Source organism: Actinoplanes sp. NPDC048796, from assembly GCF_040650035.1.
In the GTDB taxonomy this organism is placed as follows: domain Bacteria; phylum Actinomycetota; class Actinomycetes; order Mycobacteriales; family Micromonosporaceae; genus Actinoplanes.
In genome coordinates this window covers 334,487-361,236 of the sequence record NZ_JBEZGO010000005.1, presented here as the reverse complement: position 1 = coordinate 361,236, position 26,750 = coordinate 334,487, and the positions used below count along the sequence as shown (strand labels likewise).

Genomic DNA, 26,750 nt, shown 5'->3' with positions numbered 1-26,750 from the left:
TTGTTGGTGCCTCTGGCGCGGTGGATGTGCTGCGTCGCCGGGCAGTCGGCGCTTGATCATCGCTATCGTGGGCCGGTGACCGTAGCCAGCCCCGCCCAGCAGCACAGGGCCGGACGGCTACGGCGAGGACTTGCCGCCGTAGTAGCCGGCACAGCCCTGACCCTCGGCGTCCTGCTGCTCGCGCACGAAGCGGTCCCCGGCGCCACAGGCTCACTGGTGGACAGCGCCCTGCCCTGGGCTGCCGCCCCGGTCGTGCCGCTGATCGCCGTGGCCGTTCTGACCCGTCGGCGGTGGGCCATCGCGGCCACGGCAGTCCCGCTTCTGATCTGGGCGGCGATGTTCGCCCCGTCTTTGACCGACCGAGCGACCACCGGCCCGCACGATCTGCGCGTCGCCTCCCTCAATCTGGGCTCCGCCGCTCCGGACGCCGCGCTGGCCCCACTCCTGCGAGCCACCCCCGACGTGATCGTCCTGGAGGAGATCACCACCGCCGACCGGAAGGCCGTAACCGCCGCCCTGAACAGCGCTTACCCCCACCATGCCGCCGCCGGCACCGTGGCCGTCTTCAGCCGCTTACCGCTCTCGCACACCACCCCCGTCGACATCCGCATCGGCTGGACTCGCGCCCTCGCCACCACCGTGACCACCCCCAACGGCCCCGTCCGCGTCTACGCCGCACATTTGGCATCGGCCCGCGCCGACATGACCGCCAAGCGCGACCGCACCCTGGAGGCCTTGGCCGCCGCCGTGCATGCCGACCCCAGCCCCCGCCTGGTCCTGGCCGGCGATCTGAACACCGCGACCACCGACCGCCGCTTCGCCGCCTTGGCACCTTTACGCGACACCCAGCAGGACGCCGGCGCCGGTTTCGGCTTCACCTGGCCGGACACCTTCCCGGTCGTACGCCCCGATCACCTCCTTCAACTCGGCATGGCCACCCGCCGCTCCTGGGTCCTGCGAGCTCCCGGCAGCGATCACCGAGCCGTGCTCGCCGACCTCGACACCACCGCCCCACCCGACGCCCGCTCCTGACTCGGGCCTCCGGCGCAGTGGCCGCGTTACCCAAGATGGCCGCCCAGCGCGATACCGTTGCTCTACGTGGATCTTGATCATGCGACGTTGTTGGTGGCCGGAGGTGTCGGCGCGGGCCTGACCGGCTCGATGGCCGGCCTGGCGTCGCTGGTCAGCTATCCGGTGCTCCTCGGCGTCGGCATCCCGCCCGTGGCGGCGAACGTGACCAACACCGTGGCTCTGCTTTCGAGCGCGGCGGGCTCCGCGGCCGGCTCCCGGCACGAACTTCGTGGTCAGGGCGGTCGCCTGCTCCGGCAGTGCGCGGTGGCCGCGGCCGGCGGTGCGGTCGGCGCGGTGCTGCTGCTCAGCACCCCGGCGTCGGCGTTCGAGCGCATCGTTCCCTTCCTTGTCGCTCTCGGTGGCGTCACGCTGCTGCTGCGCGATCCGCTGCGGGTCTGGTACGCGAAACCCGGCTTCCGCCCGCCCCTGGGCTTCAGCATCTTCTTCATCGCCATCTACGGCGGATACTTCGGAGCGGCCGCCGGCGTCCTCCTGCTGGCCGCCATGTCGTTGGCTGTAGCCGAGCCGCTTCCCGTGACGAACGCCGTCAAAAGCATCGTTCTAGGCGCCTCCAATCTCGTCGCCGCCATCCTCTACGCGCTGATCGCACCGGTTCACTGGACCGCGGCGGCGCTTCTCGCGGCCGGGTGCCTGGTCGGTAGCCGCCTCGGCCCGGTCCTCGTCCGCCGCCTCCCCGAGCGCCCGCTGCGCGTGACCATCGCGCTGGCCGCCCTGGGCCTGGCCGTCTCGCTCTGGCTCAACCCCTGAGCTCGCTTTCGTCCATACGAGCCCCTCAGCTCCTCCACTGCCTGGCGGCTGCGGGTTTCCACAGCGCGGCCGCCAGTCCGAGGACGAGGCAGCACGCCACGGAGGCGGCGACCGCCGGCCAGGAGACGGAGACGGGTACATGGGCGCCGATCTGCGCGCTGAGCGACCGGGCGGACCCAGCGATCGCGAGCAACCCCGCCCCACCACCGAGGAGAGAGCCGATCGCGACCACGAGGGTCGTCTCCAGGGCCACGGCCCGCAGCACCTGGCCGCGTGAGGCGCCGGCCAGCCACAGCACACGATGGTCCGGCCCGCGGCGACGGGCTGTCATGAGCAGCGTGTTGGCCACCGCCAGGGCGCCGGCCCCGGCCGAGACGGCCAGCAGCAGCATGGTGAACAGGCGGACGAGCCGGTCGTCCTCGGCGTCGGCCTGGCGGGCGATCTCGCCGGGGCTCGCTGCCCGAGCGCCCACGGGAACCGGGCCCGGCGGCACGGGGTAGGCGCCAGGCGCGAGCGCTGAAGGATCGTGCCGGCGCACAGTGTCCCGGCTCAGGACGAGGTCGGTCGCCAGCGGGCCTGACGGCGCTGTTCCGGCCACCCGCACGGTTTCCCGCTCGCCGTCGGCGAATGTGAGCGTCACGGAACGCCCATACCGCCTGGCGGCCTCCGCGGAGACCAACGCGGTGCCCGCGGCCACCGACTCGGCCCCGCTGACCGCCACGGGGGACCGCTCGACGTAGACGGTCGTGTCCAGCGGGGCGCTGGCCGAAGCGCTGTCGGGCAGCCCGGGGGTCCCGTCGGGGACGAGCACGGTTTCCGCGCCGATCGTGTTGGCGCGGCGCGTCTCCCAGGCGGCCGTCGAAGTCTGAGCCGTACCCGTGACGAAGACGGCGAACGCCACAGTGAACAGAACGGGCGCAGCCGTGGAGGATGTGCGGCGCACGGCGGTACGGGCGCTTTCGCGGGCCAGCACGGCGGTGACGCCGGGCCAAGGACCGAGCAGGACGCGGATCAGCGCCGGAACGACGGCCGGGGCCAGCAGGACCGTCGCAGCGACCAGGGCCATGGCGCCGAACAGGGCGTACGTGCCCACGTCGCGTAGGTCATCGGCGCCAGCGGCGGCGATGCCCGCGCCGGTGGCGGCCGCCGCCATCGTCAGACCGCTGATCCACCGTCCTCGGCTCATCGCGCGCGGCTCGACCCGGGCGACCCGCAGCGCTTCGATCGGGCTGGTCCGAGCGGCCCGGCGCGCCGCCAGAGCCGTGCCGGCCAACGAGATCAACGGCCCGGCCGCGCACGCCACCGCCAGAACCCAGGGCTGCCAGCGCACGGCATAGCCGCGCGGCTCGAGCCCGGCACCGACCAGGAACCGGGCCAGGAACAGGGCGGCAAGCGCACCGAGCAGGACGCCGACCGGCGCGGCGCGCAGCCCCAACAGCAGGGCCGATCGCTGCAGCATCGAACGAACCTGGCGCGGCGTGGCGCCGATCGCCCGAAGCAGCCCGATTTCGCGGCGGCGCTGGTCGACCGCGTACGCCGAAGTCGTAGCGATCAGAAAGACACAGGCGAATCCGGCCAGCGCGGTGGTGGCGGTGAGCACCTGCATGCCGATCCATCGGGTGCGGGCATCGGCACGCGGCTCGGCGACACCCCGCGCGTCGCCGGTCGAGACCGTCCCCGCCGACCCGACCACGGTCTGCACGGCCGCGGCCGATGCCGGCCCGGAGACCCCGATGGCGCGTACGCCGGGACCCAGTCGTTCCGCGTCGGGCCGGGAGAAGTAGACACCACGCCAGTCGGTGTGTCCGCTGACCCGCCAGGTATGGGGACCGGCAGCGGTCAGCAGGGTGATGGTGGCGCCGACCGGCACGCCCAGCGACCGGTCGACGATCACCTCGCCCGGTCCGGGCGGCCCTTCGCCGAGCCAGGCGTGGCCGGTGGTGCTGTCGGTGACCGGGCGCCCGTCGAGCACCGGCTGGGCGTAGAAGCGGTGGTCGACGGCCACGGCCTCGACGCCGGGCACCGAGCGGAGTCGCTCGGCCAGGGACTGCGCCTCCGAAGCGGACCAGGGCACCGGCTCGGCGAACGCGTCCGCTCGATTGGCAGCGTCCGGGCTGGTCACAACTATGGCGAAGTCGGCCAAGCGGTCAGGCACCCGCGGATGACCGGAGGTGAGCAGGAGCAGAAAGGTCGTCACGATCGTCGTGCCCAGCAGAACCGCGAGGAACGTGCCGCGCCGGTCGACGCCGAGTTCCCGACCCCGCCTCAGCACGACCGCTCCATGGCGGTCATGCGGTCGGCCACGGCGGCCGCGTCGGCGCCGGCCAGTTCCTCGATGACCCGGCCGTCGACCAGAAGCAGGACGCGGTCGGCGACCGCGGCCGCCACCGGGTCGTGCGTGACCAGCACGATCGTTCGCTCGTGCTCGTCGACCATGCGCCGCATCAGGGCCAGGACGTGGTGGGAGGTCGCCTTGTCCAAAGCGCCGGTCGGCTCGTCGGCGAAGACGACGGCCGGCTGGGTGAAAAGGGCCCTGGCGATAGCCACCCGCTGTTGCTGACCGCCGGAGAGCTCACTGGGCCGGTGTGACGCCCGATCGGCCAGGCCCACCGCGGCCAGCGCCGCTGTCACCTCGGCCGGGTCGGCTCGGCGACCGGCCAGCCGGGCCGGCAGCGCGACGTTCTGCGCGGCGGTTAGCGACGAGACGAGGTTGAATTCCTGGAAGACGAAGCCGATGCGGTCGCGGCGGAACCGGGTGAGCGCGTTGCCGTCGAGTCTGCCCAGCACTGTGCCGTCCACCGTGACCGTGCCCGATGTGGAGGGTTCGAGGCCGGCGGCGCAATGCAGCAGGGTCGACTTGCCCGAACCGGACGGGCCCATGATCGCGGTGAAGGTGGATCGCTCGAATCCGACCGTCACGCCGTCGAGCGCCGTCACGGTCCCCGCCGTGGCCTGATAAGTCTTGCTTAGCTCGCGCAGGAAGACTGTCATGCGACGACGATCGGGCACGGAGGCGTCGCTGTCGTCAGACCGGAGTCTGTCAACCCGTGGTCTGACGCGGTCGGCGCCCGCCGTCGATAATGTCGGTGGCGTGATTCTTCGCCGATTGATGGATGTCGCTCTGGCAGCAGCCGCCTGGCTGATCTGCTTGTATGCGGCCGCCGAGGACGGCAGCCACCACGAGCCGCCCTGGCTTACCTTCTCGACCGCGACGCTGCTCAGCGTGCCGCTCCTGGTTCGCCGGCCATGGCCAGTCGCTGCCACACTCGTCGTGGGCGTGAGCGCGGGCGGCGCGCTGGCGACCGGCGTCGTGCCCGACTTCGCCTCCGCCGGCCCCCTGTTCGCCGTGGCCGTCATGCTTTTCACCCTCGGTCTTTACGCCGCGGCCCCCTGGAGTATCAGGGTCGCGGCAGCGACGACCATCGTCCTGTTGATCGGAACAGTGGCGGCCGACATCTCGGCTGATGGGCCCGGGCTGGCCGGCACCGTGTTCGCGGCGCTGATCTGCGCGACGAGCTGGGCGCTCGGCTGGACCCTCCGTGAGCGACGGCGCCAGGCGCGGCTGGCCGTCGTGCGCGCGACCGAGCGGGCCGTCTCCGAGGAGCGGCTGCGGATCGCGCGGGAGATGCACGACATCATCGGCCACAGTCTGAGTCTGATCGCGGTCAAGGCGGCCATCGCCAACCATGTGGCCCAACAGCGGCCCCAAGAGGTGCCCGCGGCGCTGGCGGTGATCGAGGCGACAAGCAAACAAGCCCTCGAGGAGCTGCGCCGGTCGGTGGGCGAGCTGCGGACCGCACCCGACTTCACCGCGCCCCCGGCGCTGCGCGACCTCACCCAGCTGGCCGATCAGGCTGCTTCGGCGGGGGTGGCGGTCAGCCTGGAAGTGCGCGGGGGAGACGACGCGCCTGACGGTGTGGTTCTGGCCGCCTACCGGATCGTGCAGGAGTCCCTGACAAACGTGGTGAAGCACGCGGCGCCGGCGAAGTGCCGGGTGGACGTGGCCGCGTCCGACGGCCAGCTGAGGATAGAGGTCGCCGACGACGGGACGCGACGGCCCGCCCCGGCCAGGGACGGGATGGGGCTGGCCGGCATGCGCGAGCGGGTCGCCGCCTATGGCGGCAGTTTCAAAGCGGGGCCGCGCTCGGCCGGCGGGTTCGCGGTGGTTGCCACTCTTCCTTACGGAGGTACGCCGTGACGGCCGAACAGACTGTGCGGGTGCTGATCGCGGATGATCAGGAACTCCTGCGGGCGAGCTTCCGGCTACTGATCGAGCTGACACCGGGACTCGAGGTGGTGGGGGAGGCGGGTAACGGGTCCGAGGCGGTGGAGCTGGCTCGCCGCGAGCAACCCGACGTCGTGCTGATGGACATTCGGATGCCGGAGGTCGACGGCATCCAGGCCACCCGGCTGATCTGCGGTGACGCGCGGACGCCCGACACACGGGTGTTGATCCTGACGACCTTCGACTTCGACGTGTACGTCTTCGCGGCGCTGCGAGCCGGAGCGAGCGGATTTCTGCTCAAGGACGTGGCGCCGAACGACCTGATCGCCGCGATCCGCGCGGTGGCGGCCGGGGATGCCTTGCCGGCTTCGGCGGTCACCCGGAGCCTGATCGCACGCTTCGCGGCGAGTAGTTCCCGCTCGGAGAGCGATCACCCGATCACCGGACTCGACCACGTCACCGATCGCGAGCGCGAGGTGCTGGTGCTGATCGCGGGTGGCATGTCCAACGCGGAGATCGCGGACCGTCTTCGGCTCGGGCTGGCCACGGTGAAGACCCACATCACTCGTCTGCTGGCGAAGTTGCACGCGCGTGACCGCGCCCAGCTGGTCATCACCGCTTACGAGTCGGGCCTGGTGGTCGCCTCTCACCATCGGGACGGGAGGCCGGTCGCCGGTGCGCTGGACCAATGAGGTGGGCGCTGGACCAATGAGGTGGGCGCTGAACCAATGAGGTGGGCGCTGAACCAATGAGGTGGGCGCTGAATCGATGAGGTGGGCGCTGAATCGATGAGGTGGGCGCTGGATTGACGAGGTGGCGCTCGATTGACGAGGTGGGCCGCGACCTCGCGTGTCGCGGCCCGGGTGGCGCCGGTCGGGGCTACTTGGTCGCGGGAGCGTTGCTCGGAGCGTCGGCGGAGGAGGGGGTAACACGGTCGTGGCTCAGTGAGGAACGGGCGGTCTCGCGAGTGACCAGGACGGAGATGATGGTGAGGACGGAGGCGATCGTCATGTAGATGGCCACGGCGGTGGTGTTCGGGTTGTCGGTGCTGCCGAGCAGGCGTACGGCGATGATCGGGGCCAGCGCGCCGGCGAAGATCGAGGCGAGCTGGTAGCCGACCGAGGCGCCCGTGTAGCGGACCGATGTGCCGAAGAGCTCCGAGAAGAACGCGGCCTGTGGGGCGTACATCAGGGCGTGCAGGATCAGCCCGACGACCACCGCGAACGTGATCAGGCCCTCGGAGCGGCTGCCGACCAGGTCGAAGAAAAAGAACGACCACACCGCGACGCCGACCGCGCCCACGAGGTAGAGCGGGCGCCGGCCCACCCGGTCGGAGAACGCGCCGATCACAGGAATGACCACGAATTGCACCACCGAACCGATGAGGAGGGCGCTCAGGATCATGTCCCGGTCGGACTTCTCGCCGGCGTACGTGGTCAGGAAGGTGATGGAGATGACCGTGAACAGGTAGTAGGAGATGTTCTCGGCCAGGCGCATGCCCATCGCGACCAGGACCTCGCGCGGGTAGCGGCGCACCACCTCGAGCAGCGGCTGGTGCCGCTCGGTGAGGCGCTCGCGAGCCGACTGGAACAGCGGCGACTCCTCGACGGACAGTCGCACCCACAGACCGACCAGAACCAGAACGGCACTGAGGAGGAACGGAATGCGCCAGCCCCACGCGTTGAACGCCTCGTCCGACTGCACCGCGGCGAGCACCCACAGCACACCGGTGGCGAGCAGGTTGCCCAGGGCCACGCCGGCCTGCGGCCACGACGTCCACAGTCCGCGACGCTTGTCGTCGCCGTGCTCGGCGGCCATCAACACCGCGCCGCCCCACTCACCGCCGACCGCGAAACCCTGGGCGAGGCGACATACGAGCAGCAGGATGGGGGCGGCCACTCCGATGGTCGCGTATGTCGGCAGCAAGCCGATCGCGATCGTCGCCAGGCCCATCATCAGCAGGGAGACGACCAGCATCTTCTTGCGGCCGACCCGGTCGCCGAAATGGCCGAAGACTATGCCGCCGAGCGGGCGGGCGACGAAACCTAGTGCGTATGTGCCGAACGCGAGCAGCGTCGCGGTCGCGGGATCGGAAGAGGGGAAGAACAACGAGCCGAAGACCAGCGCGGCGGCGGAGCCGTACAGGAAGAAGTCGTACCACTCGACGGCGGTGCCGACCAGGCTGGCGAAGATCACCTTCACGAGGGGTGTTCGAGGGGTGGCAAGCGTCGGCATGAGGGCCTCTCCTGACTGTGATCGGGGCCACATCGTCAGGTGACGATATGCCGCGGACCGGTCGGGATCCCATGGCCGCCGCGCCCATAGCCTGTGGGGCGGGTGTGTTGCTGTCCTACATGCTCAGTCGATGGAGGCGCAGGGCGAGGCGCACGTCCAGGGAGCGCTCCGGGTCCTGCCAGCCGGTGCCGAGCAACTGCGTGACCCGGTCGAGCCGCTGACTGACGGTGTTGACATGGACGTGCAGCTCCTCGGCGGCGCGCGCCAGGCCGCCGCCGGCGGCGAAGTAGGCGTCGAGTGTGTGCATGAGGGCTGTGCCGCGCTTGTCGTCGTACTCGATCACCGGGCCCAGCGTGCTCGCCACGAAGCCGAGGACGTCGTGCCGCTGGCCGTCGCCGAGCAGCAGGCCGACGTAGCCGAGCTCGGCCGCGCTCGCGCCCGTGCCGGTGCGGCCGAGGGCGACGAGGGCGCGGACGCAGCGCTCGGCCTCCCGGTGAGCCGCGGCGACGGTCGCGGCGCCAGCCACAGGACCGGCGGCTTCCCCGATCAGGCCGGCGGCGCCGGCGGTTACGGGGCCGCGGGCGTTGGCGGTGAAAGGGCTGGCGGTTACGGGGCTGGCGGCGCCGGCGGAGAAAGGGCCGGCGGCACTGGCAGAAGAAGGGCTGGCGGCACCGGCGGAGAAAGGGCCGGCGGCGCCGGCGGTTACGGGGCGGCCCAGTTCGCGGTGGGCCTCCTTGGCGACTGATCGGGCGGCTTGGCCCGGGTCGGTGCCGGGCAGCAGCAACGTTGTGCGGCCGTCGCGGGTCATGGCCAGGCCGCTGCGGGTTGCGGCGAAAGTGCGGGCCCAGGAGGTGATCTGGGTGCCGTCGGCGACGACGACCACGTGGGGGGCGTCCAGGTCCACGTTGAGGCGGGCGGCCCTGGAGCGCAGCGCGGCCGGGTCGCGGTCGGGGTGGCTGATGAGGTCGTCCAGGAGTTCGTCGCGTACCTGTGCCTCGGCCTCGGCGACCGTGTGGCGGAACAGGAGCAACAGGGCGGTGATCTGCGCGGCGCGCTCCAACGTTCGCTGGTCGGCCTCCGACAGCGGGCTTGCGGGCTGGAAGACCAGGGCGCCCAGGTCGTCGGTGCCGGCTACCACGGCGGCGACGTAGAGGGGGCCCCTTCGTACGCTTCGGCCCTCGGCGCGGGAAGCGGCTATCGCCTCGGCCAGCATCGCGGGGGGAGGGGAGGGCAGGGAGCCGGCGGCGGCCAGGCGGCGGCCGGTGGCGTCGAAGACCAGGAGGGTGCCGTCCAGGACGTCTACCAGGTCGTGGGCTACGTCTTCCACGCCGCCGCCCCGCAGGACCAATGTCGTCAGGCGGTCGTGGGCGGCCGCGGCTCGTTCCACGGCCTCGTTGGCGGCCGACAACTCGGTCAAAGCGGTGCGGGTCTCCGTCAGCAGGCGGGCCGCGTCGATCGCCACCGCGGCGTGGGCGGCCAAGGAGACCAGCAGCGCCACCTCCTCGCGGGCGAACGGGCGCTCCGTGCGGTTCGCCGCGAACAGGACGCCTATCACCTCCGCGCCCAGCTTCAGGGGTACGCCGAGGATCGCCACCAGGCCCTCGTCGCCTACGCCCCGGTCGATGTCGCTCGTGTGCTCGAAACGGGCGTCGCCCGCGTAGTTCGCCGTCACGTACGGGGTGCCCCGCAGCGCGACCAGGCCGCCCAGGCCGGCGCCCGGCGCCAGGCGGAGACTCTGGAAACTGGCCGCCACCGAGCCGTCCGTTATGCGCATGTACGTGTCGCCTCGGGCCGTGTCGTTCAGCGTCATGTACGACACGTCGGCGTTGAGCAGCGTTCGCGCCCGGTGGACGATCGCGCGCAGCACCGCGTCCAGGTCGCGCAGGGCGGCCAGGTCGCTCGCCGTGTCGTACAGGGCGGAAAGCTCCTCCTCCCGCCGGCGGCGGCGCTCCAGCACCGCCCGTACCTGAAGCGCCCGCAGTTTTGCCCGCTCCAGTTCGGCCAGCTCCGGCGGGGATGCGCCGGCCTCCCGCGCCGCGATCAGCGGCTGCTCGAACTCGGCGGGGGCGGCCTCCCGGGCCAGCAGCTCGAAGAACTCCAGCATGTTCAGTGCGCTGTCCAGCCGCCGTCGAGCGGGATGGACGCGCCCGTGATCATGTCGGCGGCCGGCGAGCACAGGAACGCCACGGTCTCGGCCACCTCGTCCGGCTCGATCAGGCGTTTGATCGCCGCGCGGTCCAGCATCACCTTCGTGATCACCTCGTCCTCCGTGACGCCGTGCTGTTTCGCCTGGTCGGCGATCTGCTTGTCGACCAGGGGAGTACGGACGAAGGCCGGGTTCACGCAGTTCGACGTGACGCCGTGCCCGGCGCCCTCCAGCGCCACCGTCTTCGACAGGCCCTCCAGGGCGTGCTTCGCCGTCACGTACGCGGCCTTGAACGGCGACGCGATCAGCCCGTGCACCGAGGAGATGTTGACGACGCGGCCCCAGCCCCGCCCGTACATGTGCGGCAGCACCCGCCGCACCAGCTGGAACGGCGCCTCCACCATGACCTTCTGCAGGTACGCGAACCGCTCCGGCGGGAACTCGTGCAGCGGCGCCACATGTTGCAGACCCGCGTTGTTGACCAGCACGTCCACGTCCGCCCGCAGCCCGTCGACCGCCGCCTCGCGGGCCAGGTCGACGGCGACCGGCTCACCGTGGATCTCGGCCGCCACCTTCTCCGCGGCCACCCGGTCGACGTCGACGACCAGGACGTACGCCCCGGCGGTGGCCAACCGCAGGGCGCACGCCCGCCCGATCCCGCTGCCGCCACCGGTGACCATCGCGGTGCGCCCCGCAAGGTCGAGCTCGACCACCCCAGTCGTCGTCATGGACCCGAACCTACCCACATGACAGGGCCGTACCCCATGGCTCACCCACACATAGCCGCCGGACCTCCTATGTGACGGGTCCCCTGGATCTGATCGAAATATGTAAGATCGTCAACGCTAAGAACCGCGTTTCCCTCGCAGAAAGATGCTCGATGTCTGACGAGATGGTCCTTCGGGCCCAGCAGTTCATCAACCAGACGTATGCCAACGGCGCGAAGCTGGGCATCTCGAAGGTTCCGGAGGACGGCCAGACCGGCTGGACCACGATGTACGCCCTGACCCGGGCCCTGCAGTACGAAATGGGCATCACCTCCCTGTCGAACACGTTCGGGCCGACCACACTGTCGACCCTCCAGTCGAAGTATCCGAAGCTGAACGCGTCCACCGTGCCGTCCTGGGCCTTCGGCTGCATCCTGCAGTCCGCCCTGTACTGCAAGGGCTACGACGGCGGCGGGATCGACGGCATCTACAGCGCCCGGGTCCAGGCGTCGGTGGCCTCGCTGAAGCAGGACATGGGCGTCGCCGGTGCTTTCCCGGGCGGTGACCTGGAGCCCAAGGTGGTCAAGGCGCTGTTCAACATGGACGCGTACGTCACCGTCAACAACGGCTCGGACACCATCCGCAGCATCCAGCAATGGATGAACGGCCGGTACGCCGGCCGCCGCGACTTCTACATCATCCCGTGCGACGGCCACCACTCGCGCGACGTGGCCACCTCGATGCTCTTCGCGATCCAGTACGAGCTGGGCATGGCCGACGGCACCGCGAACGGCGTCTTCGGCCCGGGCACCCAGAGCGGCCTCAAGCAGCACACCGTCGAGAACGGCGCCACCGGCGTGTGGGCACGGCTGTTCACCGCGGCCATGCGGCTGAACGCGCGGAACGTCGCCTTCGGCGATTTCACGGCCGACGTCAAGGGGGAGGTGGAGCTCTTCCAGTTGTTCTCGAAGCTGCCGGTCACCGGGACGGGCAACTTCGCGACCTGGGCGTCACTTCTGGTGTCGTACGGCGACCAGACCCGCAGCGGCGAGGCGTGCGACGGGGTCACCAAGATCACCCCGGCCCGGGCGCAGGCGCTGAAGGCCGCCGGATACAAGTACATCGGCCGGTACCTCTACAACCCCTCGAAGACCGACCTGCCGGAGAAGCAGATCCAGCCGGGTGAGCTCGACACCATCAAGGAGTACGGGCTGCGGTGCTTCCCGATCTTCCAGACGTGGTCGCGGTCGACTGATTACTTCAGTTACGAGCAGGGGAACACCGACGCGTACAACGCCATCGAGTGGGCCAAGATTCACGGCTTCAAGGCCGGCACGATCATCTACTTCGCCGTCGATTACGACGCCCTGGACGCCGAGGTCACGCGGTACATCATTCCGCACTTCAAAGGCATCTGGGAGGCCATCGGCGAGAGCTCGCACTACGAGGTCGGCATCTACGGCCCGCGTAACGTGTGCCAGCGCGTCTCCGACGCCGGATACGCCGTGACCTCGTTCGTCTCCGACATGTCGTCCGGATTCTCCGGCAACCTCGGCTACCCACTGCCGAAGAACTGGGCGTACGACCAGATCGTCACCAAGAAGATCGGCTCCGGCAGCGGCGCCATCGAGATCGACAACAACATCGCGTCCGGGCGTGACATCGGCCAGAACGACTTCGCCCCGGCGCCGGAATACGTCAACGGCCTCGACGTCGACTTCGACGAGACCTACCGATCGGCCCTGCTGCGGGACGTGCAGGCGTACCAGGAGTCGATCGGCACCCCGGAGACCGGCGGAGAGGGATGGAAGGACAAGGAGTGGGCCACCTTCAATCAGGTGACCACGACGGAAGCCTTCAACACCCTGATGAACATGGACGTCGTGTTCACCAACCTGGCCCGGAAGCTCCGAATCCGGAAGGCCCTCATCCAGGCGCCGGTGCTGTGGGAGCTGCGCCATCTGTGGTTCCAGGACGCCGTTCTCGACGACGCGGTCCGGAAGGGCCTTGTCGACGACTGCAGCACCGGTCTCGGACAGATCTACGCCAAAGTCGCCATCGAGTCCCGCAACTGGTGCATCGACCAGGGGATCATCAACGGAGTGAAGCTGAGCAACGGCTACCTGCGGGCCGTCTGGGACCGGCTGCAGGAACCGGCGTACAACATCCAGTCGGTCGCGTACCTGACGATGTACAACGCCCACCAGGTCGGCCTTCCGATCCCCACCCTGACCACCAGCATGGCCGACGTCGGGAAGATCATCGCCCGGTACAACGGCACCCTCGAGGACAACGGCGCGCCGGACGAGGACGTCCTGCTGTACGGACGCCAGGTGACCGGCCTGTATAGCGTGCTGGAGAGCTACAACGCGCTCTGCCGGGCGGCTGCTTGACCCGGGAGGGCGGCGGCAAGGATGGGCACGTGCGGAGACTGTTGACGGCCGTCGGCCTGAATGTCGTGCTGGGAATTCCCGGCGTCGTTCCGATCGCCCTGACTTATCACTGGCTGAACGACCCGGAGTTCGTGTCCAAACTGCTCCTGTTCCCGATCGCCGGGCTCGCCGTCGGCATCTGGTCCCTTCTCAACTGGGGGCTGTGGCGGCGCGAACTGGTGCCCGCCTGGTCGTACTGGCCGGCCTGTGTCGTCGCCTTCTTCCTGCCCTCCCTCGCCTTGATCGCATTTCTCTAGAAAGGAACACCGAGACAGATGAGTCTCCGGATCAGCCGGCGGGTAGTTCTCCGCACCGGCGCGGCCGCCGTGGTCGCCGGCGCCGCCCTGCCCACCGCCGCGGCGCGGGCGCAGGCCCCCAGCAAGCCCCGGCGCGAGACGTCGGCCAACGGATGGCCGATCCAGGCCACCAAGGACGTCGACTCGCAGGTGTGGACCCGTACGGTGTCGGGCACCGGGCTGAGCGTGCCCGTGTCGATCGGCGACGCCGAGACGATCCTGCTGCACGTCGTGCGCCGGTTCCACTACGAGATCGAACAGATCCCCTCGATCGACCTGACCGGCTGGCAGCCGGCCGCCGAGGTGGCCAAGGGCCGGCCGGAGTCGAACCTGGCCTCCGGCAGCGCGGTCCGCATCCGCCCCGGCTCCCGCGCCAAGGGCGGGTTCTTCCCGCTGCAGGAGCTGGTGCTGCGCGACATCCTCGCCGACTGCGAAGGTGTGGTCCGGTGGGGCGGCGACGACGACCAGGTGGACGAGTCGCTGTTCTACATCGCGCTGGGTCCCCGCCACAAGCGGGTGCGGACGCTGGCCGACCGGTTCCGCGGCTTCGAGCGGAAGCCCGGCGCGGGCGCCGGCGTGAGCGTGGACTTCCTGGCCAAGCCCCGGCGCAGCCGGGCCGACGCGCTGGCCCGCGCCCAGCGGACGCGCTGACTCACGCCCGCGCGCCGGTGACGGCCCAGCTGGCGATCAGGTTGAGGGCGTCCTGGTGCGGGGAGTTCGGTTCGGCGCTGTAGGCGTTCAGCTGCAGCCCCTGGTCGGCGGTCAATTGCATCGACTCGTACGCGAGGTCGAGGTCGCCGACCAGGGGATGCCGCAGGCGTTTCACGCCGGTGCGGTGCTGGCGCACGTCGTGGGCGGCCCACCAGGTGCGGAATCGGTCGCTGCGGGTGGAGAGTTCGCCGATGAGATCGGTCAGGCCCTTGTCGTACGGGTTACGGCCGGCCTCGCCGCGCAGCAGGGCCACGACATCCTCGGCCACCTGCTCCCAGTCCCGGTAGAAATCCCGGGCGGCCGGATCGAGGTAGATGAAGCGGGCCAGATTGGGCGGCCCCTCGAACACCGGGGCGAACACGGCCCGGGCCAGATGGTTCGCGCCGAGGACGTCCAGGCGGCCGTTACGGACGTACGCGGGAGCCCCGGTCATGGCGTCCAGGAGCTGCTGAACGCCGGGGCGCAACTGCCGCGTGGTGCGGCGCCGAGGCGCCCGGGCACTGCGATTGGCCTGCCGGGCGAGGTCGTACAGGTGCTCCCGCTCGGCCTCGTCCAGGCGGAAGGCCCGCGCCAGTGACTCGAGGACGCTCTCGGACACCCCGGAGAGATTGCCGCGTTCCAGCCGCGTGTAGTAGTCGACGCTGACCCCGGCGAGCATCGCCGCTTCCTCCCGGCGCAGCCCCGGCACCCGCCGGCCGGTCCCATAGGCGGGCAGCCCCGCCTGCGCGGGCGTGATCCGCGCACGCCGCGTGGTGAGGAAGTCCTTGATCTCACTCCGGTGGTCCATACCCCGACGCTACGTCGCCACCCGCCCGCCTGCGGTGGTCAGCCCACCTGGGGTGACCGGTAGAAGTTGACGCCCCTGTTTTCCCAGCGGGGATAGTAGGCGTGGATCCGGGTGCGGAACGACTCCCAGTCCTTGCGTGGCGACCAGCCGATCTCGGCGATCGCGGCCAGGCGGGGGAAGGCCATGAACTCGATGTCGTCGAGGTCGCGCAGGGTCTCGGACCAGAGCGGGGCCTCGACGCCGAGTACCGCGCGTTCGGGCACGTAGGTGGTGGGGTCCCAGTCGTACGCCGTCCGCACCTCGATGTAGCCGGCCCAGTTCAGCCCGAGCCGGGTCGACGGGTCGTACTTCATGTCGAGGTAGGCGCGGTTGGCGGGGGAGAGGACCACCTTCGAGGCGTGGACCGGGGTGAAGGTGGGCTTCTGGTTCCAGTACTGAAGGACGGCGTCTTTCGCGGCGGGCGCCTGGTCGATCTCATTCCAGCCGTACGGGGTTTTGCCGTATTTCGCGACCAGCGGTAGCACCCGCTGCTGGAAGGCGAGGTAGTCGGCCTCGGTGGTGGCGTGCGCCTCGTCGCCGCCGATGTGCAGGTAGGGGCCGGGGGTGAGAGCGGCCAGCTCGCGGATGACGTCCTCGACGAACCGGTAGGTGGTCTCCTGGCCGATGCACAGCGAGCTGTAGCCGACCGCGGTGTCGGTGCGCGGCGGCGGTGCGACGCCGTCGCAGGTCAGTTCCGGGTAGGCGACCTGTGCGGCGTTGACGTGCCCGGGCATGTCGATCTCGGGAATGATCGTCACGTACCGGTCGGCGGCGTACCGCACGAGGTCGCGGTAGTCGGCCTTGGTCAGGAATCCGCCGCCGGTCCCGTCGACGCCGGTGCCCGGGGCGCCGCCGACCGCGGTCAGCCGCGGCCACGAGTCGATCTGGACGCGCCAGCCCTGATCGTCGGAGAGATGCAGATGCAGATAGTTGATTTTGAATCGGCTGATCTCGTCGATGTAGCGCTTGACCTCGTCCGGGGTGTGGAAGTGGCGGGCCAGGTCGAGCATCGCCCCGCGGTAGGCGTACCGCGGCCGGTCGGCGATCTCGCCGCCGGCGACCACCCACGCGGCCCGTTGCGGCGTGGCGGCGTCGATCGCGGGCGGCAGGAGCTGCCGCAGGGTCTGCACGCCGTCGAACAGGCCGGCGTTGTCCCGAGCGCCGATGGTGATCGCGCTCTTGGTGACGGTCAGGCGATAACCGGGGCTTTCGTCCGTACGCAGGGAGATCTTGTTGGTTCGGGCCCGCTCGACCACGGGCAGCCGGTAGCCGGTGGCCGGCCGCAGCGCCTCGGCCAGCCGATTCGCGACATTTCGGGCCGAACGCGGCGCCTCGATGACCGTGCGGTCGGTGAGCCGGAACGTCGCCCCCTGCTGGCGTACCTCGAGCGGCGCCGGAACGACACTGCTCAGAGCGATGGCCGGGGCCTCGGCGGCGGGCACCGCCGGGGCCGCGGTCAGCGGCAGGGCGAGCGCCAGCAGGGCGGCAACGATGCGCATTCCTAGACGATAGACGCAGTTCGATCAGAGGTCAGGACGGGATGACGACGTTCTTGATCTCGGCCATGTAGCGGTTGCCGGCGGCGACCGCCTCGTCCGGGGTGCTGCCGTTCTGGCGGGCGTTCAGGTAGGCCGCGTACCAGTCCCACCAGTCGTGCGGCGGGGCCACCGCCTCGAAGGCGCCGTGGTGCTCGGCGGTCTCGTGCAGCAGGTCGGCCAGGGCCGCCACGTCACTGTTGCTCACAGTCGTCTCCTCAGGTTTTCGGTACGGCCAGCATCGCGCACCAGGGTGCCGGGCCGAACCCGTGGAGACCCTGGTCCGATCCCCGGGGGAGGTCTAAAACGTCTGAGCTTTGGGTAGCCCGGGATCATGTCCTCCGGAACCATTCGCACCGATGTCCCGGCCCGGCTCGACCGGCTGCCCTGGGCGCGCTGGCACTGGATGATCGTTATCGGGCTCGGCACGGTGTGGGTGCTCGACGGCCTCGAGGTGACGATCGTCGGTAACCTGTCGGGCCGGCTGTCCGAGTCCGGCAGCGGCCTCGACATCACCCAGAGTCAGGTCACCGGCCTCGGCGCGGCGATCTACGTGCTGGGCGCCTGTTGCGGCGCCCTGTTCTTCGGCTGGCTGACCGACCGGTTCGGCCGCAAGAAGCTGTTCATGGTCACCCTGGCCGTCTACCTGTTCGGCACGGCGATGACCGCCCTGTCGTTCGACCCGTGGTGGTTCTTCCTGTTCCGCTTCGTCACCGGGGCCGGCATCGGCGGCGAGTACGCGGCGATCAACTCGGCCATCGACGAGCTGATCCCGGCCAGGTACCGCGGCCGCATCGACCTGATCATCAACGGCACGTACTGGGCCGGCGCCGCGTTCGGCGCCCTGCTCACCGTGCCGATCCTCACCCAGCTGCCGGTCAGCTGGGGCTGGCGGGCGGCGTTCGGCCTGGGCGTCGTCCTGGGCCTGGTGGTTCTTCTCGTACGCCGGCACGTGCCGGAGAGTCCACGATGGCTGTTCATCCACGGCCGCGGCGAGGAGGCCGAGGCCCTGGTCGCCGACGTCGAGAAGACCGTGGAACGCGAGGACCACGTCACGCTCGACCCCGTCGACAAGAGCATCGAGATCCACACCCGCAAGACCATCGGGTTCGGCACCATCGCCAAGACCCTGATCACCAAGTACCCGAAGCGGGCCGGCCTGGGCTTGGCCCTGTTCATCGGCCAGGCGTTCCTCTACAACGCGATCACCTTCGGCTACGCGCAGATCCTGCAGACCTTCTTCGACGTGCCGTCGGGCAGTACGGGCTACTACTTCGCCGTCATCGCGGTCGGCAATCTGCTCGGCCCGCTGCTGCTGGCCTCGCTCTTCGACTCGGTCGGCCGCAAAATCATGATCACCGGCACGTACGTCCTGTCGGGGGTTCTTCTTCTGGGTACGGCGTGGCTGTTCAGCGCGGGCGTGCTGAACGCGGTGACGATGACCGCCTGCTGGTGTGTGGTGCTGTTCTTCGCCTCGGCCGGCGCCTCCTCGGCGTACCTCACCGTCAGTGAGATCTTCCCGATGGAGACCCGCGCCCTGGCCATCGCGTTCTTCTACGCGGTCGGCACCGCCGTCGGCGGCATCACCGGCCCGCTGCTCTTCTCCAACCTGGTCGGCACCGGCCAGGTCGGCGACACGGTGATCGCTTTCGTCATCGGCGCCGCCGTCATGATCGCCGGCGGCGTGGTCGAGGCCTTCCTGGGCGTCAAGGCCGAGCGCAAGAGCCTGGAGGACATCGCCACCCCGTTGACGGCGGCCTGAACGGGCACGGCCGTTGCCATCGGGTGCCATGCATGGTCAACTGGCTCTCACCTGCGGGAAAGAGGTGATGATCAGCTAGGGGGGGTGACGTCATCACATGCCCCACCATGGCGAGGTTCACCGGGCGGCGCCCGCGCTGCCCCGCGTTCTGGTCCGGCGCGAGCGGCTGCACGCCGAACTCGACGCCGGCGTCCACGGGGCGGTGACGCTGGTCCGGGCCGGAGCCGGCTGGGGCAAGACCGTGCTGATCACGAGCTGGGCCCTCGGCCGCGCCGAACCGGTCCGCTGGCTCACCCTCCATGACCGGCACAACGACGCCGCCGTGCTCCGCGCCGAGCTGACCAGCATGCTCGGCGCGGCGCCGGCCGGTCCGCTGGTGCTGGTGCTCGACGAGCATCAGCGGCTCGTCGACGCCGATGCCCTGGCCGAGCTGGAGACCCTGCTGCACGACTGGTCCCCTCGCGTCCGGATGGTGCTGGCCGGTCGCGGCGAACCGGCCCTGCCCACCCACCGCTGGCAGGCGGCGGGCGAGCTGACCGTGATCGACGCCGGCGCGCTGGCGTTCACCGAGGCCGAGGCGGCCGAGCTGGCCGCCGCGGCCGGCCTGCCGGCGCCGGACCCGGACTCCCTGGGCTGGGCGGCCGGGCTGCGGCTGGACGACGCCGCGGCCGGTGACTATCTGGACAGTGAGGTGCTGTCCGGGCTGTGCGAGTGCACCCGGCGACTGCTGCTGCGCGTCAGCATCCTGAGCTCGGTGCCGTCCGGCCTCGCGGCCGAGCTGTCCGGCGAGCCCGGGGCCGGGCGGATCCTGTCCGGGCTGGCCGCCGCCGACGCGTTCGTGACGGCTGATCCGGGCGACTCCGACCTGTTCCATCTGCACCCCCGGCTGCGGGCCACTCTGCTGCGCCGTCTCCGGCGGGACGAGCCGGGCCAGGTCCGGTCGCTGCACACCCGGGCCATGCGGTGGTACACCGTCCACGAGCCGCGAGAGGCCCTGGACCACGCGCTCGCCGCCGAGGACTGGACCGAGCTCGGCCGGCTGGTTGTCGGGGCCGCGGCGCCGTTCATCGTGTCGGGCGACCGCAACCGGCTGTTCGCGATGCTCCAGCGGGTTCCGTGGCCAGTCCTCACCCGCGACGAGGCCGAACTCGCCGTGTGCGGGGCGCTGCGCCTGTTCTCCGAAGGCGACTACGCGGCCGTGCCCGCGCAACTGGCCCGGGCCGGCCGCCTGCTCGAGGGCCGCACCGAGGCGGACCGGCTGATGGCCGGGACCGCGGTCCGGCTGCTGGAGGCGATCCTGGTCAGGCGGGTCCGGGGCGAGATGCCGGCACTCGTCGCGCAGACCACGCGCATCCTGCGTGAGCTCGCGACCGTACGGCTGGAAGACATGCCCGCGGCCCATCAGTACCGCGCCCTCGCGATCGCCAACAAGGGCATCGGGCTGTTCTGGGCCGGCCGGGCCGACGCCGCCGAACGCTACCTGTGGGCCGGTCTGAGCGTGGCCCGCGCCAACGGGGTGCCGCTCGTCGAAATCAACATGCTCGGGCACCTGGGCGCGCTGGCCCTGGTCACCGGGTCTCGGCAGGACGCTTGGGAGTACGCCGAACAGTCGCGCCACCTCGCCGAGCGGCACCACGTGGAGACCACCCCGCAGGCGTCCCTGGCCTTCCTGGTCGAGGCGTTCGTGGCGGTGGAGCGCAACGACGTCGACACCGCCGAGGAATTGCTGCGGCAGGCGCAGCACTGGGAGCCCTACCCGCACGAGGCGGCGCTGGTGACGATGACCGGCGTGGCCCGGACCCACCTGCTGCTGATCCGCGGCCAGCCGGAGGCGGCCCGCGAAGTGATCCGGCAGGCCCGCCACGACTGGCCGGAAACGCTCGACGCCCCGTTGCTGCGCCGGTGGCTGAACCTCACCGAGTCGGAGGTCGACCTCGAGCTCGGCGACCCGGAGCTGGTTCTGGCCCGGTACGCCGCGATGGGCGAGCCGAGGCTCCTCGCCGCGGAACGCGCCTCGCTGGCCCGCGCCCTGCTGGTCACCGGCGAGAGGGACCGGGCGGACGAGCTGTTCCGCCGGGCCACCGGGGGCAGTGACCCGCTCACGGCCATCATCGCGTGGATCGGGATCGCCCTGGTGGCCGAGGACCGGGGCGCGGAGCCCGAGGCGCTGAGAGCGATCCGCCGCGCCGACGAGCTGGCCGCCCGCGACCGGATCACCTGGCCGTTCCATCGTTTTCCGGGCCGTGCGGCGACGGCCCTGCTGCGGCGCAGCCGCCTCACCCCCGAGGCCGCCCCGGCCCGCGCCGGGCCGCTACCGCCACTGGCCGAACCGCTGAGCAACCGCGAGGTGGAGGTCCTGCACTTCCTGCCGACCCTGCTGACGGTCAACGAGATCGCCGACAGCCTCTCCATCTCCGCCAACACCGTCAAGGTCCACTTACGAGCCATTTACCGCAAACTGGGCGCCCGCCGCCGCCGCGAGGCCGTCCTCATCGCCCGCGACCGCGGCCTGCTCTAAAGTCCCAGCACCTTGTCGAGGGCGGCGCGCAAGGTGGCGGACGGGTCGTCGGTGACGGTGGCGCTGCGGAAGCAGACATGGTTGTCGGGGCGCAGCAGCACGCAGCCGCTGTCGCCGATCTCGCGCAGGCGGGCCCAGTCGCCGTAGGGGTCCTCGTAGTCGGCGCCGGGGCCGATGGTGACGGCGGTGATGCCGTGCGCCGAAGCGGCGGCAACCCAGGCCTCGCCGCCGATTCCGGTGAGCAGCGTGAAGCGGCCCCGGCCGCCCAGATCCAGTGTGGACAGCCGCTCGGCGCCGCGGGTCACCCAGGCGTGGGGCACCTTCGCGCCGGGCCAGGTGGTCGCGTGGTGGTACAGCTCGTCGTCGCGCGGGTTCGCCGGGGGTGGTGTCCCGTCCGGCGTGACGGCCGACGAGACTTACCTCTGATTCAGCTCGACGCCGTGGGTGTTGAACTCGTAGTTCTTGAACTCGATGGCCTCGCGGAGCGCCCGCCGCTGCTTCTCCGCCTCCGGCGTGGGAAGTTTGCGGGCGTCCATGTTGGCCCGCAGCTGGGCCGGATCGTCCGTCGACAGCAGGCCCAGCGCCTCGAAGACGCGGGCGGTCTCGCCGATGCTGCGGTTGGCCCGGTCGACGATCTGCCGGCCGATCGGGGCCCGCTCGGCCGAGTAGGTGTCGAGCAGCGACGGGCCCGCCGTGCCGTCCAGAACCAACTTCACCTTCCAGGCCAGGTTGTACGCGTCCTGAATGGACGTGTTGGAACCGAGGCCGTTCGACGGGGGATGCCGGTGCACGGCGTCGCCCATGCAGAAGACGCGGCCGCGGTGGTACGTCTCGGCGTACAGGTGATTGACCGTCCAGGCCGAGGACGACTTGATGGTGACCGGCACGGTGTCGTCGCCGATGAGGTGGTGGGCGATCCGCCGGGCGTACTCCTCGGTGAGGTCCGGCGGCTCGCCGTCGATGTCGTAGCCCCAGACGATGAGCCATTCGTGCCAGGGGCGCACGCAGCGGACCAGCCCCATGCCGATGCCGCCGACGTCCGATCCGGTCTGCAGCACCCAGTACAGGGTGCTCGGCCGGTAGGCGGTGTACTTCGTGAGGTCGGCCTCGAAGACGATGTTGATGCTGCCGGCCACGCCCATCCGGCCCACCATCGGCAGGCCGATGTCCTCGGCCACCTTGCTGCGGCCGCCGTCGGCGCCGATCAGATACTTCGCACGGATCTGGTATTCGTCGCCGCGCAGCCGGTCCCGCACGGTCGCGGTGACCCCGTCTTCGTCCTGTTCGAGCGACAGGTATTCGGTCTGGAAGCGGAACGACGTGCCCCGCGCGATCGCGTTCGACGCCAGCACCGGTTCCATCAGATGCTGCGGCATGTCGCAGATGCTCGACGGCGAGGCGAGCAGGTGGTCGGCCAGCCGCGACGGGTGGGTGTACCAGGTGTGCAGCCGGCCCAGCTCCTCGCCGGCCAGGCTGGTGCAGAACGTGGTGTCGCCCATCAGGTGCTGCGGGGTGGCCTGGGCGATCACCTGGTCCTCGATCCCGGCGTCGCGCAGCACCTCCATGGTCCGCTGATTGGTGATGTGCGCCCGCGGCGTGTCGGACAGGGCGGCGTATTTGGTGACGACCACATTGGGTACGCCGTACGTGCTCAGCAGCAGCGCGGCGGCGCCGCCGGCCGGGCCGCTGCCCACGATGAGAACGTCAGTCTCCAGCACTGTCGGGCCCCAATCGGAAGGTGAAGGCGACGCGGCGGGTGCCGTCCTCGTCGCTCGGGAAGTCGATGATCAGGTCGTCCTTGACGCCGAAGACCGCGTCCGAGTCGAGGTACGGTCCGCCGGCGACGAAGAGCTGGGTGACGAGCCGGCGATGACCGGGCGCGCTGATCATGAAGTGCAGGTGCGGCGCCCGGTACGGATGGCGCCCGGTGGCCCGCAACATCCGCCCGACCGGTCCGTCGTCGGGGATCGGGTATTCCGAGGGCAGGATCGACCGGAACCACAGGCGGCCGTCGCCGTCGGTGCGCAGCCGGGCCCGCAGCACCGGGCCTTCCAGGTCGGGCAGCTGGACGTCGTAGTAGCCGTCCTGATTGGACTGCCAGACGTCGACGGTCGCGCCCGCCACCGGCCGCCCGTCGACGTCGGTGACGCGCACGTCGGCCCGCAGCGGCGTGCCGGGCAGGCCCTCGGCGAGGTCGGCACCGTGCTCCTTGACCGGCGGCCCCTCGACGTAGAAGGGGCCGAGCACGGCCGACGGTGTGGTGTCGGGGGAGCGCGAATTGCTCAGCAGATCGACCGCGCTGGAGATGCCGAGCGTGTCGCTCAGCAGCACGAACTCCTGCCGGGTGGGCGAGCAGAGCTGCCCGGTCTCGGTGAGGAACCCGATGGCGGCCGTCCACTCGGCCTCGGTGAGGTCGTTGTCGGCCACGAAGCCGTGCAGGCGCGTCACCAGGTCACCGAGCAGCGCGGCCAGCCGCTGGTCGGGCGCGCCGGCGAAGCTGGCGACCACCTGCGCGGTGAGCCGGCTCAGATCGCCGGCGGCCGTGGCCGGGCGATGGCCGTGCCACGCGTCGGACAGCAGGCGCTCGACGCCGTCCGCCGTCACGGCTCGCGGGTTCGGGTACGGCGTCTCGGTGGCCGCCACCGCCGCTGTCCTCAGCGCGGTCTCGGGAAGGCCGAGTTCGGCCAGCGAGGTGGGCGCGCCGAGGCGGGCCGCCAGATCGAAGACCCCGGCCGGGGCGTCGGAGACGCCGAGCGCGGCGGCGATACGCGCCATCGCCGTGGGCGCGTTGTAGGCCATCACGTGCGGCAGCACGACGGCGTGCGTCTCCGAGTGGGGCAGGCCGAACGAGCCGCCCAGCACGTGGCAGAGCTTGTGGTGCAACCCCATCCCGACGGTGCCGAGGCAGATCCCGGCCAGCCAGGCGCCGGTCAGCGCGTCGGCGCGGGCGTCGAGATCGTCCGGCCGGTCGGCGATGCGGGGCAGCGCCCGCGCGAGCCGCCCGATCGCGTCCAGGGCGAAACTGTCGATCGCCGGGTTGGCCTGCGGCGAGTACAGCGCCTCGACCGCGTGCGCCATCGCGTTCAGCCCGCTGGTCACCGACAGCCCGGCCGGCAGGGTCCGGGTCAGCTCCACGTCGTAGATCACCGTTGCCGGCAGGAGCGCCGGGTCGCGGCGTGTGGTCTTCACCCCGCCGTCGGTCTCACCGAGGATCGGCGTCATCTCCGACCCGGCGTACGTGGTGGGAACCGCGATCAGCGGCAGCCCGGTGCGCGCCACGAGAGCCTTGCCGAGCCCCGTGCTCGATCCGCCGCCGAGCGCCACCAGGCAGTCGGCGCCCCGCTCGCGCACCACCTCCAGCGCGCGCTCGGTGACCTCGACCGGCGTGTGCATGGCCACCCCGTCGAACACGGCGTCGACGCCGGCCACCGGCCCGCGCCTGCTGAGCAGCAGCGGACGTGACCCGCCGGCCCGCGCGATCTCCGCCGGCAGCCGGCTCAGCGTCCCCGCCCCGAAGACGACCCGGGGATGGTGCGCGGTGTACTCGAACGACTCCACGCGCCCAGTGTCAGCCCGCCGAGCGCGCCGATCCTGCACAAAACCGCTGCACGATTCAGCCGCGGCGCAGCGCGGCCGGGGTAACCCCCAGGTGGGCCCGCAGCACCCTGGTCAGATGTTCCTGATGGGAGAAACCGCAGCGCTGGGCGACCTCGGCGATCGGCATGGCCGTGCGGCGCAGCAGCGAGGTGGCGGCGTCGACCCGGCGCTGGATGACGAACTGGTGCGGCGACAGGCCGGTCCGCGCCTTGAACTGCCGGGCGAACTGGCTCACGCTCAACCCGGCCACGGCCGCCAGGTCGGACAGCGGCAGCGGCTCGCCCAGCCGCTGCTCGATCAGATCGCGTACGGCGCGAACCTGCCGGTCCGGCAGACCGGCGCGGGCCGGGCGCCGCGTCTCGGCCGCGGGCTTCGGCCGTACGCTGTGACGCCGTGCCAATTGCGCGGCGAGCGCCTGCCCGAGATGGTCGACGTAGGTGCGCGCCGACGGCTCCCACGCGCGCAGCACGCCGTCGAGGGTCAGCAGCAGCTGCTCGACCAGCGGGTCGAGGCTGCCCAGCTCCTCGGCCAGCTCGACCGGGTCGCCGTCGTGGGCCGCCCGGAGCATGTCGTCGGTCAGGTAGGCGTGCACGGTGTCGAGCTGCCCGCCCAGCTCGACGGTGAGCTCCTTGCCGGCCGGGTGCACGAACAGGCCGCCCGGCGGCACCGTACGCCCGCGGGTGAGCCCGAGGTGCCCGCGGCGCACGGTGACCGGACCGTTCAGGTGCAGGATGACCAGATGGCTGCCGGCGCCGCCGAACGAGGCCTGATAGGGCTGCTCGCGCTGGGTGGAGACGTACAGTTGCTCCCACCCGAGGCCCCGGCTGGTGCGCTCCGGATGAACCCACGACTGGCGGAGGATGCCATTCGTGTCGGCCACCGTCATCTCCGCCATCGCCCCGTCATAGCCCCAAAGCAATGATCAAATCAACCCGTCCAACCGCCCCGCCACCGCCCTTAATCGGAAGAAATGATCCTTACGGCCTCACCACGCTGCCAGCCCGCGATGTCCTCGACCACCTGTTCGTACATGGTCCGCAGGCCGGCCTCGGTCACGTAGCCCAGATGCGGCAGCAGGACCGTGTTCGGCGCGCCCCGCAGCGGGTTGCCCAGCGGCAGCGGCTCCTCGTCGTAGACGTCCAGCCCGGCCCCGGCGATGGTCCGCGCCGTGAGCGCGGCGACCAGCGCGCCCTCGTCGACGATCGGCCCGCGCGACGTGTTGACCAGGATGGAGGTCGGCTTCATGGCGCTCAGTTCGGCCGCGCCGACCAGGCCTTTGGTGCGGTCGCTGAGCTTGAGGTGCACCGTCAGCACGTCACTCTCGGCGAAAAGCTGGTCCTTGCCGGCATAGGTGACACCGGCCTCCTCGGCGCGTTCCGGCGTCAGGTTCTGACTCCAGGCGATCACCCGCATGTCGAAGGCCTGCCCGATCCGGGCGATCTGCCGTCCCAGCCGGCCCAGGCCCAGCACGCCGAGGGTGCTGCCGGCCAGGTCGGTGCCCACCGTCGTCTGCCAGCGCCCGTCGCGCAGCGCCCGGTCCTCGACCACGACGTGCCGGCGGACCGCCAGGATGAGCGCCCAGGTCAGCTCCGCAGTGTTGGAGCTCTTGGTGGACCCGTACATCTGGGTGCCGCAGACCGTGACCCCGCGCTCAGCCGCCGCCGCGAGGTCGATGGCGGCGTTGGCCATGCCCGTGGTGACCAGCAGCCGCAGGCCGGGCAGCTTGCCGAACAGCGACGCCGGAAACGCCGTCCGCTCGCGCATGACCACCACGACGTCCGCGCCGCGCAGCGCGTCGGCCAGCTCGTCCTCGTCGGCGAGATGCTCGTGCAGCACCTCGACCTCGGCCTCCAGGGTGTCGAACGGCCCGTACTCCCGAGCGACCCGCTGATAGTCGTCCAACACGACAATCCTCATGGTC

Annotated in this window: 22 protein-coding genes; 9 read left to right on the top strand and 13 right to left on the bottom strand. The window is 70.9% G+C overall.

The annotated features are described in order from the left end of the window. Positions 1-75 precede the first annotated feature (75 nt). Complete coding sequence (locus AB0C26_RS23315) at positions 76-1,032, top strand: endonuclease/exonuclease/phosphatase family protein (protein ID WP_360251017.1); 957 nt, start codon at positions 76-78, stop codon at positions 1,030-1,032. Positions 1,033-1,098: 66 nt separating this feature from the next. Beyond that, the gene (locus tag AB0C26_RS23310; protein ID WP_360251015.1) at positions 1,099-1,839 is read left to right on the top strand and encodes a sulfite exporter TauE/SafE family protein; all 741 of its coding nucleotides are present in this window, start codon (positions 1,099-1,101) and stop codon (positions 1,837-1,839) included. Positions 1,840-1,864: 25 nt separating this feature from the next. Here AB0C26_RS23310 and AB0C26_RS23305 read toward each other — a convergent pair whose 3' ends face one another. Then, positions 1,865-4,111, bottom strand: a complete 2,247-nt coding sequence (locus AB0C26_RS23305) for an FtsX-like permease family protein (protein ID WP_360251012.1) — start codon at positions 4,109-4,111, stop codon at positions 1,865-1,867. After that, positions 4,105-4,830, bottom strand: coding sequence for an ABC transporter ATP-binding protein (locus AB0C26_RS23300; protein WP_360251009.1), 726 nt, complete (start codon positions 4,828-4,830; stop codon positions 4,105-4,107). Before AB0C26_RS23300 ends, AB0C26_RS23305 begins: the two co-directional genes overlap by 7 nt. On the opposite strand from AB0C26_RS23300, the gene AB0C26_RS23295 reads away from it, so the two are divergent. Further along, positions 4,829-6,037 carry a sensor histidine kinase gene (locus AB0C26_RS23295; RefSeq protein ID WP_360251006.1) on the top strand — a complete coding sequence of 403 codons (1,209 nt, stop codon included), beginning with the start codon at positions 4,829-4,831 and terminating at the stop codon, positions 6,035-6,037. The genes AB0C26_RS23300 and AB0C26_RS23295 overlap by 2 nt on opposite strands. Next, on the top strand, positions 6,034-6,756 hold the full coding sequence (locus AB0C26_RS23290; protein ID WP_360251003.1) for a response regulator transcription factor: 723 nt from the start codon (positions 6,034-6,036) through the stop codon (positions 6,754-6,756). Before AB0C26_RS23295 ends, AB0C26_RS23290 begins: the two co-directional genes overlap by 4 nt. 187 nt (positions 6,757-6,943) lie before the next feature. Here AB0C26_RS23290 and AB0C26_RS23285 read toward each other — a convergent pair whose 3' ends face one another. The 3 genes from AB0C26_RS23285 to AB0C26_RS23275 all read right to left on the bottom strand — a co-directional run bounded on the left by AB0C26_RS23285 (position 6,944) and on the right by AB0C26_RS23275 (position 11,173). Further along, complete coding sequence (locus AB0C26_RS23285) at positions 6,944-8,299, bottom strand: MFS transporter (RefSeq protein ID WP_360251000.1); 1,356 nt, start codon at positions 8,297-8,299, stop codon at positions 6,944-6,946. 115 nt (positions 8,300-8,414) lie between these two features. Next, positions 8,415-10,403, bottom strand: coding sequence for a helix-turn-helix domain-containing protein (locus AB0C26_RS23280; protein ID WP_360250997.1), 1,989 nt, complete (start codon positions 10,401-10,403; stop codon positions 8,415-8,417). A gap of 2 nt (positions 10,404-10,405) precedes the next feature. Then, the gene (locus AB0C26_RS23275) at positions 10,406-11,173 is read right to left on the bottom strand and encodes a 3-hydroxybutyrate dehydrogenase (RefSeq protein WP_360250994.1); all 768 of its coding nucleotides are present in this window, start codon (positions 11,171-11,173) and stop codon (positions 10,406-10,408) included. 152 nt (positions 11,174-11,325) lie between these two features. Here AB0C26_RS23275 and AB0C26_RS23270 point away from each other — a divergent pair, with 152 nt between their 5' ends. The 3 genes from AB0C26_RS23270 to AB0C26_RS23260 are packed head-to-tail and all read left to right on the top strand — an operon-like array spanning position 11,326 to position 14,531. Next, positions 11,326-13,545: a glycoside hydrolase domain-containing protein gene (locus tag AB0C26_RS23270; RefSeq protein WP_360250991.1), complete on the top strand. Its 2,220-nt coding sequence runs from the start codon at positions 11,326-11,328 to the stop codon at positions 13,543-13,545. A gap of 29 nt (positions 13,546-13,574) precedes the next feature. Further along, the gene (locus AB0C26_RS23265; protein ID WP_360250988.1) at positions 13,575-13,841 is read left to right on the top strand and encodes a hypothetical protein; all 267 of its coding nucleotides are present in this window, start codon (positions 13,575-13,577) and stop codon (positions 13,839-13,841) included. Positions 13,842-13,859: 18 nt separating this feature from the next. After that, positions 13,860-14,531 (top strand): hypothetical protein, encoded by a 672-nt coding sequence (locus AB0C26_RS23260; RefSeq protein WP_360250985.1) that lies wholly within the window; start codon positions 13,860-13,862, stop codon positions 14,529-14,531. A gap of 1 nt (position 14,532) precedes the next feature. On the opposite strand, the gene AB0C26_RS23255 is transcribed toward AB0C26_RS23260, so the two are convergent. The 3 genes from AB0C26_RS23255 to AB0C26_RS23245 are packed head-to-tail and all read right to left on the bottom strand — an operon-like array spanning position 14,533 to position 17,160. Beyond that, positions 14,533-15,378 carry a helix-turn-helix transcriptional regulator gene (locus tag AB0C26_RS23255; protein WP_360250982.1) on the bottom strand — a complete coding sequence of 282 codons (846 nt, stop codon included), beginning with the start codon at positions 15,376-15,378 and terminating at the stop codon, positions 14,533-14,535. 38 nt (positions 15,379-15,416) lie between these two features. After that, a complete protein-coding gene (locus AB0C26_RS23250; protein ID WP_360250979.1) occupies positions 15,417-16,916 on the bottom strand; it encodes a beta-N-acetylhexosaminidase in 1,500 nt (499 codons plus the stop codon). Positions 16,917-16,947: 31 nt separating this feature from the next. Continuing rightward, positions 16,948-17,160, bottom strand: a complete 213-nt coding sequence (locus AB0C26_RS23245) for a bleomycin resistance protein (RefSeq protein ID WP_360250976.1) — start codon at positions 17,158-17,160, stop codon at positions 16,948-16,950. A gap of 126 nt (positions 17,161-17,286) precedes the next feature. Between AB0C26_RS23245 and AB0C26_RS23240 the strand changes: the two genes are divergently transcribed. Continuing rightward, positions 17,287-18,714: an MFS transporter gene (locus tag AB0C26_RS23240; RefSeq protein WP_360250973.1), complete on the top strand. Its 1,428-nt coding sequence runs from the start codon at positions 17,287-17,289 to the stop codon at positions 18,712-18,714. 97 nt (positions 18,715-18,811) lie between these two features. Continuing rightward, on the top strand, positions 18,812-21,232 hold the full coding sequence (locus AB0C26_RS23235) for a LuxR C-terminal-related transcriptional regulator (protein ID WP_360250970.1): 2,421 nt from the start codon (positions 18,812-18,814) through the stop codon (positions 21,230-21,232). Here AB0C26_RS23235 and AB0C26_RS23230 read toward each other — a convergent pair. From AB0C26_RS23230 to AB0C26_RS23210, 5 genes are all read right to left on the bottom strand, one after another. Further along, positions 21,229-21,588, bottom strand: coding sequence for a hypothetical protein (locus AB0C26_RS23230; RefSeq protein ID WP_360251647.1), 360 nt, complete (start codon positions 21,586-21,588; stop codon positions 21,229-21,231). The genes AB0C26_RS23235 and AB0C26_RS23230 overlap by 4 nt on opposite strands. 60 nt (positions 21,589-21,648) lie before the next feature. Then, the gene (locus AB0C26_RS23225) at positions 21,649-22,950 is read right to left on the bottom strand and encodes an FAD-dependent monooxygenase (RefSeq protein WP_360250967.1); all 1,302 of its coding nucleotides are present in this window, start codon (positions 22,948-22,950) and stop codon (positions 21,649-21,651) included. Beyond that, on the bottom strand, positions 22,937-24,790 hold the full coding sequence (locus tag AB0C26_RS23220; RefSeq protein ID WP_360250964.1) for a maleylacetate reductase and hydroxyquinol 1,2-dioxygenase domain-containing protein: 1,854 nt from the start codon (positions 24,788-24,790) through the stop codon (positions 22,937-22,939). The genes AB0C26_RS23225 and AB0C26_RS23220 overlap by 14 nt, the downstream gene beginning before the upstream one ends. Positions 24,791-24,845: 55 nt before the next feature. Beyond that, entirely contained in the window at positions 24,846-25,724 is an 879-nt protein-coding gene (locus AB0C26_RS23215) for an AraC family transcriptional regulator (RefSeq protein ID WP_360250961.1), read from the bottom strand. Positions 25,725-25,786: 62 nt separating this feature from the next. After that, positions 25,787-26,746, bottom strand: coding sequence for a D-2-hydroxyacid dehydrogenase family protein (locus AB0C26_RS23210; protein WP_360250958.1), 960 nt, complete (start codon positions 26,744-26,746; stop codon positions 25,787-25,789). Positions 26,747-26,750: the final 4 nt, after the last annotated feature.